This is a genomic window from Curtobacterium sp. 9128 (assembly GCF_900086645.1).
GTDB lineage: Bacteria > Actinomycetota > Actinomycetes > Actinomycetales > Microbacteriaceae > Curtobacterium.
Map to the genome: position 1 here is coordinate 2,736,933 of NZ_LT576451.1, position 13,654 is coordinate 2,750,586.

Annotated in this window: 16 protein-coding genes; 1 reads left to right on the forward strand and 15 read right to left on the reverse strand. The window is 68.8% G+C overall.

Annotation, left to right across the window (positions count from 1 at the left end; translation table 11 throughout):
• Nucleotides 1-52 precede the first annotated feature (52 nt).
• The 13 genes from QK288_RS13125 to QK288_RS13185 all read right to left on the reverse strand — a co-directional run bounded on the left by QK288_RS13125 (nucleotide 53) and on the right by QK288_RS13185 (nucleotide 10,892).
• The gene (locus tag QK288_RS13125) at nucleotides 53-607 is read right to left on the reverse strand and encodes a hypothetical protein (protein ID WP_281264744.1); all 555 of its coding nucleotides are present in this window, start codon (nucleotides 605-607) and stop codon (nucleotides 53-55) included.
• 98 nt (nucleotides 608-705) lie between these two features.
• Nucleotides 706-1,476 carry a peroxide stress protein YaaA gene (gene yaaA / locus QK288_RS13130; protein ID WP_348639045.1) on the reverse strand — a complete coding sequence of 257 codons (771 nt, stop codon included), beginning with the start codon at nucleotides 1,474-1,476 and terminating at the stop codon, nucleotides 706-708.
• Nucleotides 1,473-1,736: a F0F1 ATP synthase subunit epsilon gene (locus QK288_RS13135; protein ID WP_056124084.1), complete on the reverse strand. Its 264-nt coding sequence runs from the start codon at nucleotides 1,734-1,736 to the stop codon at nucleotides 1,473-1,475. Before QK288_RS13135 ends, yaaA begins: the two co-directional genes overlap by 4 nt.
• Before the next feature lies 1 nt (nucleotide 1,737).
• Complete coding sequence (gene atpD, locus QK288_RS13140; protein ID WP_144765305.1) at nucleotides 1,738-3,192, reverse strand: F0F1 ATP synthase subunit beta; 1,455 nt, start codon at nucleotides 3,190-3,192, stop codon at nucleotides 1,738-1,740.
• Nucleotides 3,193-3,239: 47 nt separating this feature from the next.
• Entirely contained in the window at nucleotides 3,240-4,142 is a 903-nt protein-coding gene (locus QK288_RS13145; RefSeq protein ID WP_281264745.1) for a F0F1 ATP synthase subunit gamma, read from the reverse strand.
• Complete coding sequence (gene atpA, locus QK288_RS13150) at nucleotides 4,143-5,771, reverse strand: F0F1 ATP synthase subunit alpha (protein WP_281264746.1); 1,629 nt, start codon at nucleotides 5,769-5,771, stop codon at nucleotides 4,143-4,145.
• A gap of 107 nt (nucleotides 5,772-5,878) precedes the next feature.
• On the reverse strand, nucleotides 5,879-6,673 hold the full coding sequence (locus QK288_RS13155; RefSeq protein ID WP_281264747.1) for a F0F1 ATP synthase subunit delta: 795 nt from the start codon (nucleotides 6,671-6,673) through the stop codon (nucleotides 5,879-5,881).
• Between the two features lie 2 nt (nucleotides 6,674-6,675).
• Complete coding sequence (locus QK288_RS13160) at nucleotides 6,676-7,242, reverse strand: F0F1 ATP synthase subunit B (protein ID WP_281264748.1); 567 nt, start codon at nucleotides 7,240-7,242, stop codon at nucleotides 6,676-6,678.
• A 9-nt stretch (nucleotides 7,243-7,251) separates the two neighbouring features.
• Entirely contained in the window at nucleotides 7,252-7,488 is a 237-nt protein-coding gene (atpE, locus tag QK288_RS13165; RefSeq protein ID WP_027465781.1) for an ATP synthase F0 subunit C, read from the reverse strand.
• A 61-nt stretch (nucleotides 7,489-7,549) separates the two neighbouring features.
• Nucleotides 7,550-8,410 carry a F0F1 ATP synthase subunit A gene (gene atpB, locus QK288_RS13170; protein WP_281264749.1) on the reverse strand — a complete coding sequence of 287 codons (861 nt, stop codon included), beginning with the start codon at nucleotides 8,408-8,410 and terminating at the stop codon, nucleotides 7,550-7,552.
• A gap of 105 nt (nucleotides 8,411-8,515) precedes the next feature.
• Nucleotides 8,516-8,992: a hypothetical protein gene (locus QK288_RS13175; protein WP_281264750.1), complete on the reverse strand. Its 477-nt coding sequence runs from the start codon at nucleotides 8,990-8,992 to the stop codon at nucleotides 8,516-8,518.
• Nucleotides 8,989-10,221 (reverse strand): MraY family glycosyltransferase, encoded by a 1,233-nt coding sequence (locus tag QK288_RS13180; RefSeq protein WP_281264751.1) that lies wholly within the window; start codon nucleotides 10,219-10,221, stop codon nucleotides 8,989-8,991. The genes QK288_RS13175 and QK288_RS13180 overlap by 4 nt, the downstream gene beginning before the upstream one ends.
• Nucleotides 10,218-10,892: an L-threonylcarbamoyladenylate synthase gene (locus QK288_RS13185; RefSeq protein WP_281264752.1), complete on the reverse strand. Its 675-nt coding sequence runs from the start codon at nucleotides 10,890-10,892 to the stop codon at nucleotides 10,218-10,220. Before QK288_RS13185 ends, QK288_RS13180 begins: the two co-directional genes overlap by 4 nt.
• 37 nt (nucleotides 10,893-10,929) lie before the next feature.
• On the opposite strand from QK288_RS13185, the gene QK288_RS13190 reads away from it, so the two are divergent.
• The gene (locus tag QK288_RS13190) at nucleotides 10,930-11,577 is read left to right on the forward strand and encodes an HAD-IA family hydrolase (protein ID WP_281264753.1); all 648 of its coding nucleotides are present in this window, start codon (nucleotides 10,930-10,932) and stop codon (nucleotides 11,575-11,577) included.
• A gap of 106 nt (nucleotides 11,578-11,683) precedes the next feature.
• Here the strand turns inward: QK288_RS13190 and prmC are convergent, their stop codons facing one another.
• Together prmC and prfA are read right to left on the reverse strand one after the other, a co-directional pair.
• Nucleotides 11,684-12,556, reverse strand: coding sequence for a peptide chain release factor N(5)-glutamine methyltransferase (gene prmC / locus QK288_RS13195; protein WP_281267592.1), 873 nt, complete (start codon nucleotides 12,554-12,556; stop codon nucleotides 11,684-11,686).
• Nucleotides 12,557-12,572: 16 nt separating this feature from the next.
• Nucleotides 12,573-13,652 carry a peptide chain release factor 1 gene (gene prfA, locus QK288_RS13200; protein ID WP_281264754.1) on the reverse strand — a complete coding sequence of 360 codons (1,080 nt, stop codon included), beginning with the start codon at nucleotides 13,650-13,652 and terminating at the stop codon, nucleotides 12,573-12,575.
• Nucleotides 13,653-13,654 lie beyond the last annotated feature (2 nt).

Genomic DNA, 13,654 nt, shown 5'->3' on the forward strand with positions numbered 1-13,654 from the left:
GTCCTTCCAGCGGTGCGGTCTCACAACCGTAGACGATCCGGTGCACGCCCCGTCACCCCCACCACTCCGGGCGCGCCCCGGCCCGGGCCGATCGATGGACGACGAGCGCCAACGCGTCGTCCGGCACCACGTCGAGCGCGTACCCGGCTCGGACCTCGGCCTCCGTCAACGCACCGATCGCCCATGAGCACCAGGCGCCGAGCGCGACCGCTCCCGCGACGCCCCGACGTTCGTCACGAGGTGAGCCCTGCTGCTTCCAGCCGTGCCAGACCGCGGTGCACCGTGCGCCAGCGGTCCGGATGCGGTCGCGCGACGGAGCAGGGCCGCGGCCGTGGAACGCCGACGGGGTCGGATCCGTGAAGGGATCGAACGGACGGACCGCCCGCAGGTCCGGTCCGGATGCGGCACCGATGAACCGCACCAGGGCCATCCGGGTCGCAAGTGCGGCGCACGCGGTCGCGACGGCCGACCGGCCGGCGGTGTCGAGGAGCGCGGTGCCGGGCGCGACGAGCGCGGCGGCGGCGACCGGCAGGGTCACGGCTGCCGCGATCTCGCGCGGGTAACGGACGAACGGGGAGCTGGACGATTGTGCGACGTCGAGGTTCATGCGTCCATCGAAACGCGCACCGAGCCTCCAGAGCGTTGACGGAGGCCAGTCCGTGGTGACCGCGACGTACGGGGCGCCTGTGGAGGAACGGCCGCCGATCAGACGGAGGCCGGCTCCAGGCTCTCGGCGACCAGGTCCCACCCCGTCTCCGAACGCTCCACCAGCACGCCCACGGACGTCGCCCACGCGACGAGGTCGTCCATCGACCCGATCGACGCACCGGTCCGGGCCAGCAACGACACCAGTCGCCCCTTCGCGGTCTTGTTCCAGTGGTTCAGCGCCTTCCGGCGGCCGCTGCCGTCGACGCTCACGACCCGCAGGGCCACGGCGCCGTCGACCGGACCGAGCGCGCGGTAGCCCTCCGAGCGCAGGTCCAGGACCAGTCCCCCGCTCCTGGTGGACAACGCTGCGGTCGCGACTGCGGGCCAGTGCGACGCGAGTCGCAACGACCCGAGGCGCGAATCATGCGACAGCCGGTAGGCCGGGATCGGGTCCCCCGCACCGATCGGCCCGAACATCGCGGACTGGACGACCACGTGCCGGTACCACCAGGAACGGACCTCCGCAGAGGCCGACGGGACGTCCAGCGGGTCGTAGAGCACCCCGGTGTACCGCTCGATCGCCGGCAGCGTCGGCGACGTGTCCAGCGAGAGGTTCCGGAACCGCTCGGCGATCGACTTCGGTCCGAGCTTGAGCGCCGTCCGCGCGGTGGACTCCTCGGAACTGACGGAGCGGGCCGCGGCGATCACCGCGGCCCGCTCTCGGGTCAGTTCCGGGAACGAGAGACCACCCAGGTCGAGGGTGGTTCCCGTGTCCCCGCCCTCCCGCTTCGTCTCCGAAGGCGGGAGGAGGACGGTCAGTCCGGTCAGGAGGCCAGCGCGGCCTGCCGCGCCACGATCGTGACCGTGTCGTGCTCGACCGAGAGGAACCCGTCCTCAGCGTCGACCGCGACGGTCGAACCGTCGGCCCGCGTGATGCGGACCTGGCCCTGGGCGAGGATCGCGAGCATCGGCTCGTGACCCGCCAGGATGCCGATCTGGCCTTCTGTCGTGCGTGCGACGACCATGGTGGTGTCGCCCGTCCAGACCTCGCGGTCCGCCGAGACGACACTCACGGTGAGACCCGCCATGTCAGCGGTTCTCCTTCTGGATCTGCGCCCACTTCTCTTCGACGTCGTTGATGCCACCGACGTTGAAGAAGGCCTGCGTGGCCACGTGGTCGAACTCGCCGTCGGCGATGGCGCGGAAGGACTCGATCGTGTCCTTGAGCGGGACCGTGGAGCCCTCGACACCGGTGAACTTCTTCGCCATGTACGTGTTCTGCGAGAGGAACTGCTGGATACGACGAGCGCGCTCGACCGTGATCTTGTCCTCTTCGGAGAGCTCGTCGACACCGAGGATGGCGATGATCTCCTGCAGTTCCTTGTTCTTCTGGAGGATCTGCTTGACGCGGGTGGCCGTCTGGTAGTGGTCGGCGCCCAGGTACCGGGGGTCCATGATCCGCGACGTGGAGGTCAGCGGGTCGATCGCCGGGTAGAGGCCCTGCGACGCGATCTCACGGGAGAGCTCGGTCGTGGCGTCGAGGTGCGCGAACGTGGTCGCCGGCGCCGGGTCGGTGTAGTCGTCGGCCGGGACGTAGATCGCCTGCAGCGAGGTGATCGAGTGACCACGCGTCGAGGTGATGCGCTCCTGGAGCACACCCATCTCGTCGGCGAGGTTCGGCTGGTAGCCCACCGCGGACGGCATGCGGCCGAGCAGCGTGGAGACCTCGGAGCCGGCCTGCGTGAAGCGGAAGATGTTGTCGATGAAGAGGAGCACGTCCTGCTTCTGGACGTCACGGAAGTACTCCGCCATCGTCAGCGCCGACAGGGCGACGCGCAGACGCGTTCCCGGCGGCTCGTCCATCTGGCCGAAGACGAGGGCCGTCTTGTCGAAGACACCCGCCTCTTCCATCTCACCGATGAGGTCGTTGCCCTCACGGGTGCGCTCACCGACACCGGCGAACACCGACACACCACCGTGGTCCTGCGCGACGCGCTGGATCATCTCCTGGATGAGGACGGTCTTGCCGACACCGGCACCACCGAACAGACCGATCTTGCCACCCTGGACGTACGGGGTGAGGAGGTCGATCGACTTGATGCCGGTCTCGAACATCGAGGTCTTGGACTCGAGCTGGTCGAACGCGGGGGCCTTGCGGTGGATCGGCCAGCGCTCGGTGATCTCGAGCTTCTCGTCGGTGTTGAGCACGTTGCCCAGCACGTCGAAGACCTTGCCCTTGGTGACGTCGCCGACGGGGACCGAGATCGGGGCGCCCGAGTCACGGACCTCCTGACCACGGACGAGGCCGTCGGTCGGCTTCAGGGAGATGGCACGGACGAGGTCGTCGCCGAGGTGCTGCGCGACCTCGAGGCCGATCTCCTGCGACGAGTCACCGATGGTGATGGTCGTGAACAGGAGGTTGTACATCTCCGGGATTGCGTCGTGCGGGAACTCGATGTCGACGACGGGACCCGTGACACGGGCGATCCGGCCGACACCGGGCGCCGACGACGTCTCGACCGCGGTGGTTGCGGTGTCGGTCATGGCTGGTGCCTTCCTGAGGGTGGGTATCTGTCCGCGAACGACGCGGACTACTTCTTCTTCGACGAGAGGGCGTCGGCGCCGCCGACGATCTCGGAGATCTGCTGGGTGATCTCGGCCTGGCGTGCGTTGTTCGCGAGACGGGTGAAGTCACGGATCAGCGAGTCGGCGTTGTCACTGGCCGCCTTCATCGCCTTCTGCCGGGCGGCGTGCTCGGAGGCAGCCGACTGGAGCATGGCGTTGAAGATGCGGCTCTCGATGTAGACCGGGAGCAGCGAGTCGAGCACCGCGTCGGCGTCCGGCTCGAACTCGTACAGCGGGAGCGGCTCGTTGTCCGTCGGCTCCTCGACACCCTCGACGACCTCGAGCGGGAGCAGGCGGACGACCTGCGGCTCCTGGGTCGCGAGGCTGAGGAAGCGGTTGAACACGATGTGGATCTCGTCCACGCCGCCCTCTGCCGTGTCCTGGAGGAACTTCGACACGACCGCGTCGCCGATCTCCTTCGCCGTCGAGAACTCGGGCTGGTCGGTGTTGCCGACCCACTGCTGCTCGGAGGGGCGCTCACGGAACGCGAAGTACCCGACGGACTTGCGCCCGACCAGGTAGTACACGACGTCCTTGCCCTCGCTGCGGAGCAGGGAGGCGAGCTCCTCGCCCTGCTTGAGGACGTTCGTGCTGAACGCGCCGTTGAGGCCACGGTCCGAGGTGAACAGCACCACGGCCGCACGCGTCGACGACTCCGGCTCGGTGGTCAGCACGTGGTCGACGTTCGAGAACGTCGCCACGGCCGACACCGCCCGCGTCACGGCCCGCGAGTACGGGCCGGACGCGGCCATGCGGGCCTGTGCCTTCTGGATCCGCGACGCCGAGATCAGCTCCATCGCGCGAGTGACCTTCTTCGTGGTCTTCGCCGACTTGATTCGCTGTCGGTAGACCCGGACCTGCGCTGCCATCTAGCGACGACCCTTGACGATCTGCTCCTGGTCCACGTCCTCGGCGTCGGCGGCGTCGAACTGCTCCGACCCGAGCGTCTTGCCGTCGCTCGTCTGGAAGCTCTTCGAGAACTCGTCGATCTGCTTCGACATCTCGGCGACGGTCTCGTCGCTGAGCTGGTTGGTCTCGCGCAGCGTCGTGAGGACGTCGGAGTTGCGACGCAGGTGGTCGAGCAGCTCGGACTCGAAGCGGAGCACGTCCGGCACGGGGACCGTGTCGAGCTTGCCGTTCGTGCCGGCCCAGATCGAGACGACCTGCTCCTCGACCGGGTACGGCGAGTACTGCGGCTGCTTGAGGAGCTCGGTGAGACGGGCACCGCGGTCCAGCTGACGACGCGAGGCCTGGTCCAGGTCGGACGCGAACATCGCGAACGCCTCGAGCGAGCGGTACTGCGCCAGCTCGAGCTTCAGCGTGCCGGAGACCTTCTTGATCGACTTCACCTGGGCGTCACCACCAACGCGGGACACCGAGATGCCCACGTCGACGGCCGGACGCTGGTTCGCGTTGAAGAGGTCCGACTGCAGGAAGATCTGGCCGTCGGTGATCGAGATGACGTTGGTCGGGATGTACGCCGAGACGTCGTTCGCCTTGGTCTCGATGATCGGGAGACCCGTCATCGAGCCGGCGCCGAGCTCGTCGGACAGCTTCGCGCAACGCTCCAGCAGACGGGAGTGCAGGTAGAAGACGTCACCCGGGTAGGCCTCGCGTCCCGGCGGACGACGCAGGAGGAGCGACACCGCACGGTAGGCCTCTGCCTGCTTCGAAAGGTCGTCGAAGATGATGAGGACGTGCTTGCCCTGGTACATCCAGTGCTGGCCGATGGCCGAGCCGGTGTACGGGGCGAGGTACTTGAAGCCGGCCGGGTCGGATGCCGGGGCGGCGACGATGGTGGTGTACTCCATCGCGCCGGCGTCCTCGAGCGCACCCTTCACGGAGGCGATCGTCGAGCCCTTCTGACCGATCGCGACGTAGATGCAGCGGACCTGCTTGTCCTCGTCGCCGGACTCCCAGTTGGCCTTCTGGTTGATGATCGTGTCGATCGCGATCGCCGTCTTGCCGGTCTGGCGGTCGCCGATGATCAGCTGACGCTGGCCACGGCCGACGGGGATCATCGCGTCGATGGCCTTGATGCCGGTCTGCAGCGGCTCGTGCACCGACTTGCGCGACATGACGCCCGGCGCCTGCAGCTCGAGGGCACGACGGCCCTCTGCCACGATCTCGCCGAGGCCGTCGATCGGGGCGCCGAGCGGGTCGACGACGCGACCGAGGAAGCCGTCACCGACGGGGGCGGAGAGGACTTCGCCCGTCCGGGTGACTTCCTGGCCCTCTTCGACGCCGGCGAACTCGCCGAGCACGATTGCGCCGATCTCGTCCTCGTCCAGGTTCTGGGCCAGGCCGAGCGTGCCGTCCTCGAAACGGATGAGCTCGTTGGCCATGACGCCGGGGAGGCCTTCGACGTGGGCGATGCCGTCACCGGCGTCGGTGACGTGCCCGACCTCGGCCGTGGAGGCCTTCGTCGGCTCGTAGTTCGAGACGAAGTCCTTCAGGGCATCACGGATCTCATCGGGGCTGATGGTGATGTCTGCCATGGGATTTTCCTTGTTGGTTTCCGGGGCCCTTCGGCTCCGAGAGGGTGATGCTGTCCGGTCAGGACAGTTCCCGTTGTGGACTTGGGGTGTCGGGTACGACCGTACGCTCAGCCCGCGAGCTGGAGCCGGAGGTCGGCGAGGCGCGTGGACACGGTGCCGTCGATGACGTCGCCGCCGACCTGCACCCGGACCCCGCCGACGACCTTGGGGTCGACGACGTGGTTGACGATGATGTCCTTGCCGTAGCGCGCCGACAGCCCACGGGCGACACGAGCCGCCTGTGCTTCCGACAGCGCCGTCGCGGTGATGACCGTCGCCACGACCTTCTCGGCCTGGTCGGCGACGATGCGCGAGGCATCGCGGACCAGTTCACCGATCCGGCGGCCGCGGGGCTGCTGGACGAGTGCCGACAGGATCGTCACCGTCTGCGCCGACGACTTGCCGCCGATGAGCCGCTCGACGAGCGCGCTCTTCTCAGCGGGGCTGCCGAGCTTCGTGCCGAGCGCGAGCTCGAGGCCCGCGTCGGACCGGACGGCGGTCTCGAAGGCGAAGAGCTCCGCCTCGATCGAGGTCCCGGGTCCGGCGGTGGCCGCGACGGCGCGGATGCCCGCGTCCTCGATACCGGCGAGCAGGTCCTGCTGGGAGGACCAGCGCGCCCCGGCGACCGCCGTCAGGACAGCCCGCGTGGTGGTCGCCTGCCCGGCGAAGACGCGGTCGATGACCGCCTTCTTGCCGACGACGTCCGCCGTGGGGTCCGCGAGCAGCGTGAGGAGCTGCGAAGAACCGGCGACCACTCGCCCGGCGGCGAGGATCTCAGCACCGGTCGCCAGGTCGGCGCTCCCGCCGAGTTCGGCGAGGACCGCCTGCGTCGACGAGAGTGCTGAACGAGTGGCGCTCCGCATGCTCAGCGCTCCGTCTCTGCCTGCGACGCCTGCGCGTCCTTCGACGACTCGAGGTCGGCGAGGAAGCGGTCGACGACCGCGGTGGCCTTGGCGTCGTCCTTGAGGGACTCGCCGATGACACCAGACGCGAGGTCGAGTGCGAGCGAGCCGACCTCGGTGCGGAGCGACTGGAGCGCGCTCTGGCGCTCTGCCTCGATCTGCGCCTGGGCGTTCGACGTGATGCGCGCGGCGTCGGCAGCAGCCTGCTCGCGGACCTCGTTGCCGATCGCCGTGGCGTCGGCACGGGCCTGCTCGCGGATGCGGGAGGCCTCGGCACGGGCGTCGGCGAGCTGCTTGTTGTACTCCTCGAGCGCAGCAGCAGCCTGCTCCTGAGCGGCCTCGGCCTTCTTGATGCCGCCTTCGATGGCCTCGGTGCGCTCATCGAGCATCTTCGTGATGCGCGGCGTGACGACACGCCAGAACACCAGGAAGATGATGACGAAGGCCACCGCAGACCACACGATGTCGTACACCGGCGGGATCAGCGGATTGTGGGTCTCCTCCGCCGCGATGATGAGTGCGTTCTGCATCGAGGAACCTTAGTTGGTGAAGATGAAGTACGTGGCGATACCGATGAAGGCCAGGGCCTCGGTGAAGGCGATACCGATGTACATGAGGGTCGTCAGTCGGCCCTGGAGCTCGGGCTGGCGAGCGACGGACTCGATCGTCTTGCCGACGACGATGCCGACGCCGATGGCCGGGCCGATCGCAGCGAGGCCGTAGCCAACCGTCGCGATGTTGCCGTTGATCTCCGCGAGAACGGTCGTTGCGTCCACGTGTTTTCCTTTCGAGGTGCGGGCCCGACGGTTGCCGGCCCCGTAGGGGGTCAGTGAGGAATCAGTGCTCGTCTGCCAGCGCCAGCTGGATGTAGACGGCGGTGAGGAGCATGAAGACGTACGCCTGGAGCAGCGCCACGAGGATCTCGAAGAAGCTGAAGGCGATGCCGAACGCGAGCGTGCCGATCCCGAAGAACGCCAGCAGGCTGTGCGAGTCGAAGAAGAAGAACCAGGTGGCCGAGAAGAACAGCACCAGGAGCAGGTGGCCGACCACCATGTTCATCAGGAGTCGCAGGGTCAGGGTGACCGGGCGGAGGACGAACGTCGAGACGAGCTCGATCGGCGTCACGATGATGTACAGGTACCACGGGACACCGGGCGGGAAGAGCGAGTTCCGGAGGAACGTTCCCGGGTGCTTGCGGAGACCGGCGTAGATGAAGGCCACGTACGCGACGATCGCGAGGATCATCGGCATCGCGATGCGGCTCGTGCCGGCGATGTTCATGAACGGGATGAGCCCCGTCAGGTTCATGAACAGGACACCGAAGAAGATGGTCGCCAGGAGCGGGAGGAACCGCTTGCCGTCCTTCTCACCGAGGTTGTCGAAGGTGTTCCGGCGGACGACGTCGAAGCCGTACTCGATGAACGCCTGACCGCGGTTGGGGATCAGCTTGAGCGCCCGGGTCCCCGCGAACGCGAAGACGAGCAGCACTGCGACCGCGATGAAGCGGATGATGACGATCCGGTCGATCTCGAACGGCGTCCCCGCGAAGAAGATCGGGTCGGGGAAGAACTCGTTGATCGACGGACCATGGAACTCGGCGGCCTTACTGCTCCCCGCCGCAACGGTGTTGGCCGCAGCGGTGAGGGACAGGGGAAGAGCGTGGGATAGCAGCGCTGTCTCCTGTGTCGGCGCGCGCACGTCATGGCACGCGATGGTGGACTGTGTGGAGGCTCGTCCGCTCCGAGCATGGCTCCGGGCGCGGACTCCTCAAACCCTATCAGGTGTCAGAGCCTTCCCGGGCTCTCAGACGCCCGGGTCGTCCTTCTCAGCATCCGCAGAGCCGGGCAGGGGCACGTCGATCGGCACGCGTCCCTTGGCGATGACCGTCACGTCGATCACGAGCGACCCGATGACGCCGACGATGATCGCGATCGCGAGCACGGGCGTGTCCACCCAGTCCCGGTCCTTCAGCAGCACGAGCACCACGATGAAGAGCACGAACTTCACGAGGAACATCCCCATGATCGTGCCGAAGAAGGCGCCGGAGATCATCTGCCCGCGGGAGAACCGGATCGCCAGCAGGACGCTCACCGCCGTGAGCCCGCAGAACACGACGCTCATCACCGCGCCGATCAGTCCCCCAACCAGCCCCGGCGTACCGGCGACGAAGAAGCCGACGACTCCCCCGACGACGGCGAGGGCGACCGCGAGCACGGCCCCCTGCACGAGGATGCGGCGGAAGAGCGGGCTGACGTGGTCGAGGCCGTTCGGCGTGGTCACGAGGGGTCTCCTGGGGTCGGGATGTCGCGGGTGGCTGCCGCGCGGTCGAGCGGGTCGAGCCGGGCATCGACGGCCGCGCCCGTGCCGGCACGGCTCTGGGCGGCGATCTCCGCTCGCTTCCGGCCGAGCGGGGCGAACGTCGCGATCGCGCAGATCGTGAACCCGACCGCGACGAAGGCCACGACCCACCACCACTGCAGGAACAGGAACAGCAGACAGCCGATCGCGACGGTCGCCGTCCACGCGTAGAAGATCAGCACGGCGTGGAAGTGCGAGTGCCCCATGTCGAGCAGCCGGTGGTGCAGGTGCTTCCGGTCCGCCGAGAAGGGCGACTTCCCCGCGCTCAGTCGCCGGACGACGGCGAGCCCGAAGTCGAGGATCGGCACGATGAGGATCGCGAACGGCAGCAGGATCGGGATGAACGCCGGCAGCAGGTCGGTGCGGGTGCGCACGGCGGCCGGGTCGATGTTGCCCGTGATCGACACGGCGCTCGTCGCCATCAGGAAGCCCACGAGCAGCGCGCCGGCATCCCCCATGAAGAGCTTCGCCGGGTGCCAGTTCAGGATGAGGAACCCGAAACACGCGCCGACGAGGACCGCCGTCAGCAGCGACGGCAGGTTGAAGAAGAACTCGGTCTGCACGACCACGCGGTTGATGAAGAACGTGTAGAGGAAGAACACCCCGCCGGCGATGATCGCGACGCCGGCGACGAGCCCGTCGAGCCCGTCGATGAAGTTGACGGCGTTCATCACCAGCACGACGGCGAGCACCGTGAAGATCAGGCTCATGTAGGACGAGCCGACGCCGAGCGTGTTGCCGATCGGCAGCGACACGATCGCGACGCCCTGCCACGCCAGGATCCCCGCGGCGATGATCTGGCCGGCGAGCTTCGTCATCCAGTCGAGGTCCCAGATGTCGTCGGCGACACCGAGCACCACGATGATCGTCGCCCCGGCGAGCACCGCCAGCACGCGCCCGGGTTCGGCGAACACCAGGCGGAAGTAGTCGACGCCCGCGATCTCGGGGAACAGGAACCACGCACACAGCAGCGACACCATCACGCCGATGAACATCGCGATCCCGCCGAGCCGCGGCGTCGGGGTGCGGTGCACGTCGCGTTCGCGGACCTTCGGGTACCACTTGTACTTCAGGCCGAGCTTCCAGACCAGCCAGCTGACCAGGAAGCTCACGACCGCGGAGATGAGCCCCGCGAGCAGGTAGTACTTCACGTGACGAGGTCGGCCCCGACGACCCGTTCGATCTCCGAGTCCGGGATCACGCCGTGCCGCACGATGCGCAGCCCGCCACCGGTGGAGAGCCCGGTGGCGTCGACGATGGTCGACCCCGTCGACGCCTCGAACCCGTCGTGCGGTTCGAGGGATCCGCCGTCGAGGTAGACGGACACGCTGTCGCCGAGCATCGACTCGGCGGCGTCGATCGTCATCGCGGCAGGGTCGCCCGTCGAGTTCGCCGACGACACCGCGAGCGGGCCGACCTCCTGCAGGAGCTCGAGCGCGATCCGGGAGTCTGGCATGCGGAGCGCGACCGTGCCGCGGGTCTCCCCCAGGTCCCAGTCCAGCGAGGGCTGCGCGTGCAGGATCACGGTCAGCCCGCCCGGCCAGAACTCGGCGACCAGGTCGCGCACCTGCTGCGGGACCTCGCTCGCGAGCGCGTCGAGCGTCGGCGGACCGGGGATGAGGACCGGCGGCGGCGACTGCCGGGTCCGCCCTTTCGCGTCGAGGAGCCGCTGGACGGCGGCCGCGTCGAAGGCGTCGGCGGCGAGGCCGTAGACGGTGTCGGTGGGGACGACGACGAGTTCTCCCCGGCCGAGTGCGGCACGTGCGAGCCGCATCCCGGTCAGGAGTCCGTCGGGGTCGGTGCAGTCGTATCGGGATGCCATGACTCGACGATGATAGTGCGACACAATGGAGGACATCGTGAACGAGACGCCAGCGCCCCGACTCCTGTTCCTCTTCGACATGGACGACGTCCTCGTCCGCTACGACGGGAAGACCCGGATGGCCGGGTTGACCGACCTCACCGGGCACGAGCTCGACGAGCTCCGCCGCCGGTGGTGGCTGTCCGGCAACGAGTCCCGTGCCGAGGCCGGACACTTCCCGGACGGCGACGCGTACCTCGCGGCGTTCGCGGCCGCGATGGAGTGCGAGGTCCCCGAGACGGAGTGGGCGCGGATCCGCGGTTCCGCGATGACCGAGCTCCCGCAGCGCATCGAGGCGGTCCGCATCGCCAGCGAGCACGGGCGTGTCGCGCTCCTCACCAACAACGGTCCGCTCGCCGGCCGCTGGATCCACCGATGGGCACCGTCGCTGCCGCCGCTGTTCGGCGAGCACCTCGACACGTCGAGCAACTTCGGTGCCAGGAAGCCCGACCCCGAGGTCTTCCGCCGTGCGCTCGCACACCACGGCGCGCGGGCGGAGGACACCTTCTTCGCCGACGACATGCCCGAGAACATCGAGGGCGCCAGGAGCGTCGGCATCTCCGCGGTGCTGGTGGAGCACGACACCGACCTGCGGGAGGCGGTCCGCGCCTTCGTCGCGCGTTCTGTCCCATCGCACGTGCACTAGGAAGCCGAATCGCGCGTCGGAGGTCGGAACGTCTGACCCCCTACGCGCGAATCGGTCGCCTACGCGCGATCCGACAAGGCGGACGGGAGGCTCGGGGGGCGTCCGCCTAGCGGGTTGCGGTGGTCGTGCGGTCGCGGCCCGTCAGGTCCTGGTGCGTCTCCGGGGATCGGAACCCCCAGCGGGCAAGGACGTCCCGCACGGCTGCGCCCTGCGGCTCGGCGTGCTCGATGACGAGCGCACCGCCGGGGACGAGCAGGCGCCAGGCGGTCTCGGCGAGGGCACGGACGGCGTCGAGACCGTCCGGTCCGCCGTACAGCGCGAGCGCCGGGTCGTGGTCACGGACCTCCGGATCCACCGGGATCGCGTCGTCGGGGACGTACGGCGGGTTCGACACGACGACCGAGACGGTCCCGTCGAGCTCCGGGAACGCGTCGGCGAGGTCGCCCTCGACGAGCCGGACCGTGCCGCCGTACCGCTCGACGTTGCGACGGGTCCACGGCAGGGCCTCGGCAGAGCGTTCGACGGCGTAGACGAGGGCGTTCGGCACCTCGGTGTCCATGGCGATCGCGATGGCGCCGCTGCCCGACCCCAGGTCCACGGCGATCGGCTCCGGCACCGCCGTCGCCCGGAGCGCGTCGATGCCGAACTGCACGACGCCCTCGGTCTCGGGCCGCGGGACGAACACCCCGGGGCCGACGGCCAGGGTCAGCGCGCGGAAGTGCGCCTCGCCGGTGATGTGCTGGAGCGGCTCACGGGTCATGCGTCGCGCGACGGCCTGACGGAAGCGTTCGACGTGCTCCCCCGCGATCGCCCCGCTCGTCATGGCACGCGCCTGGACGGCACCGCGCGAGGTGTCGGTCGCCCACGCGAGCAGGAGTTCCGCGTCCACGCGCGGTGTCGGGACACCGTGCGCGACGAGCGCAGCGGTCGCCTCGTCGAGGAGGCGATCCGCCGTGAACGTACCGTGCGTGTCGGACAGGAGCCGAGCCTCCAGTTCAGCTCTGGTCGCCGACGGCAGCCAGGCGTGCTTCTTCGTCCGCACGGATGGCGGACTCGATGACGGGCTCGAGCGCGCCGTTCATCACGCGGTCCAGGTCGTACGCCTTGTACCCGGTGCGGTGGTCCGCGATGCGGTTCTCCGGGAAGTTGTACGTGCGGATGCGCTCGGAACGGTCCATGCCGCGGATCTGCGAACGACGGGCGTCCGACGCGATCGCGTCGAGCTCCTCCTGCTGCTTCGCGAGGATGCGGGCGCGCAGGACGCGCATGCCCGCCTCTCGGTTCTGCAGCTGGGACTTCTCGTTCTGCATCGCGACCGTGATGCCCGTGGGCAGGTGGGTGATGCGGACCGCGGAGTCCGTCGTGTTGACCGACTGACCGCCGGGGCCCGAGGACCGGTACACGTCGATCTTCAGGTCGTTCTGGTTGATCTCGACCTCTTCGGGCTCGTCCACCTCGGGGAAGACGAGCACGCCCGTCGTCGAGGTGTGGATGCGCCCCTGGGACTCGGTCGCCGGCACACGCTGGACGCGGTGCACACCGCCCTCGTACTTCAGGTGCGCCCAGACGCCCTGTGCGGGGTCGGACGAGTTCGACTTGATCGCGACCTGGACGTCCTTGTAACCGCCGAGATCGCTCTCGGTGCGCTCGAGGAGCTCGATCTTCCAGCCCTTGGACTCGGCGTAGTGCGAGTACATGCGCAGGAGGTCGGCCGCGAAGAGCGCCGATTCCTCGCCGCCCTCGCCGCCCTTGATCTCCATGATGACGTCGCGGCCGTCGTCGGGGTCACGCGGGACGAGCAGCCGGCGGAGACGCTCCTGGCGCTCCGCGAGCTGCTCCTCGAGCGCGGGGACCTCTTCGGCGAACGCCGGGTCCTCGCGCGCGAGCTCCCGAGCGGCGGCGAGGTCGTCCCCCGCCGCCGTCCAGGCCTCGTACGCGGACTTGATCTGGTTCAGTTCGGCGAAGCGGCGGTTGACCTTCTTCGCCCGGGCCGGATCGGCGTGGAGCGCGGGGTCCGACAGCTGCTGCGTCAGGTCCTCGTGTTCCGCCAGCAGCCCTGCTACCGACTCGAACACCG

What these genes read in the sequence shown, in the direction of transcription:
- QK288_RS13125 (WP_281264744.1), bottom strand. Translation starts at nt 607, where the DNA reads ATGAACCTCGACGTCGCACAATCGTCCAGCTCCCCGTTCGTCCGTTAC.
- QK288_RS13135 (WP_056124084.1), bottom strand. Translation starts at nt 1,736, where the DNA reads ATGGCGGGTCTCACCGTGAGTGTCGTCTCGGCGGACCGCGAGGTCTGG.
- atpD (WP_144765305.1), bottom strand. Translation starts at nt 3,192, where the DNA reads ATGACCGACACCGCAACCACCGCGGTCGAGACGTCGTCGGCGCCCGGT.
- QK288_RS13145 (WP_281264745.1), bottom strand. Translation starts at nt 4,142, where the DNA reads ATGGCAGCGCAGGTCCGGGTCTACCGACAGCGAATCAAGTCGGCGAAG.
- atpA (WP_281264746.1), bottom strand. Translation starts at nt 5,771, where the DNA reads ATGGCAGACATCACCATCAGCCCCGATGAGATCCGTGATGCCCTGAAG.
- QK288_RS13155 (WP_281264747.1), bottom strand. Translation starts at nt 6,673, where the DNA reads ATGCGGAGCGCCACTCGTTCAGCACTCTCGTCGACGCAGGCGGTCCTC.
- QK288_RS13160 (WP_281264748.1), bottom strand. Translation starts at nt 7,242, where the DNA reads ATGCAGAACGCACTCATCATCGCGGCGGAGGAGACCCACAATCCGCTG.
- QK288_RS13185 (WP_281264752.1), bottom strand. Translation starts at nt 10,892, where the DNA reads ATGGCATCCCGATACGACTGCACCGACCCCGACGGACTCCTGACCGGG.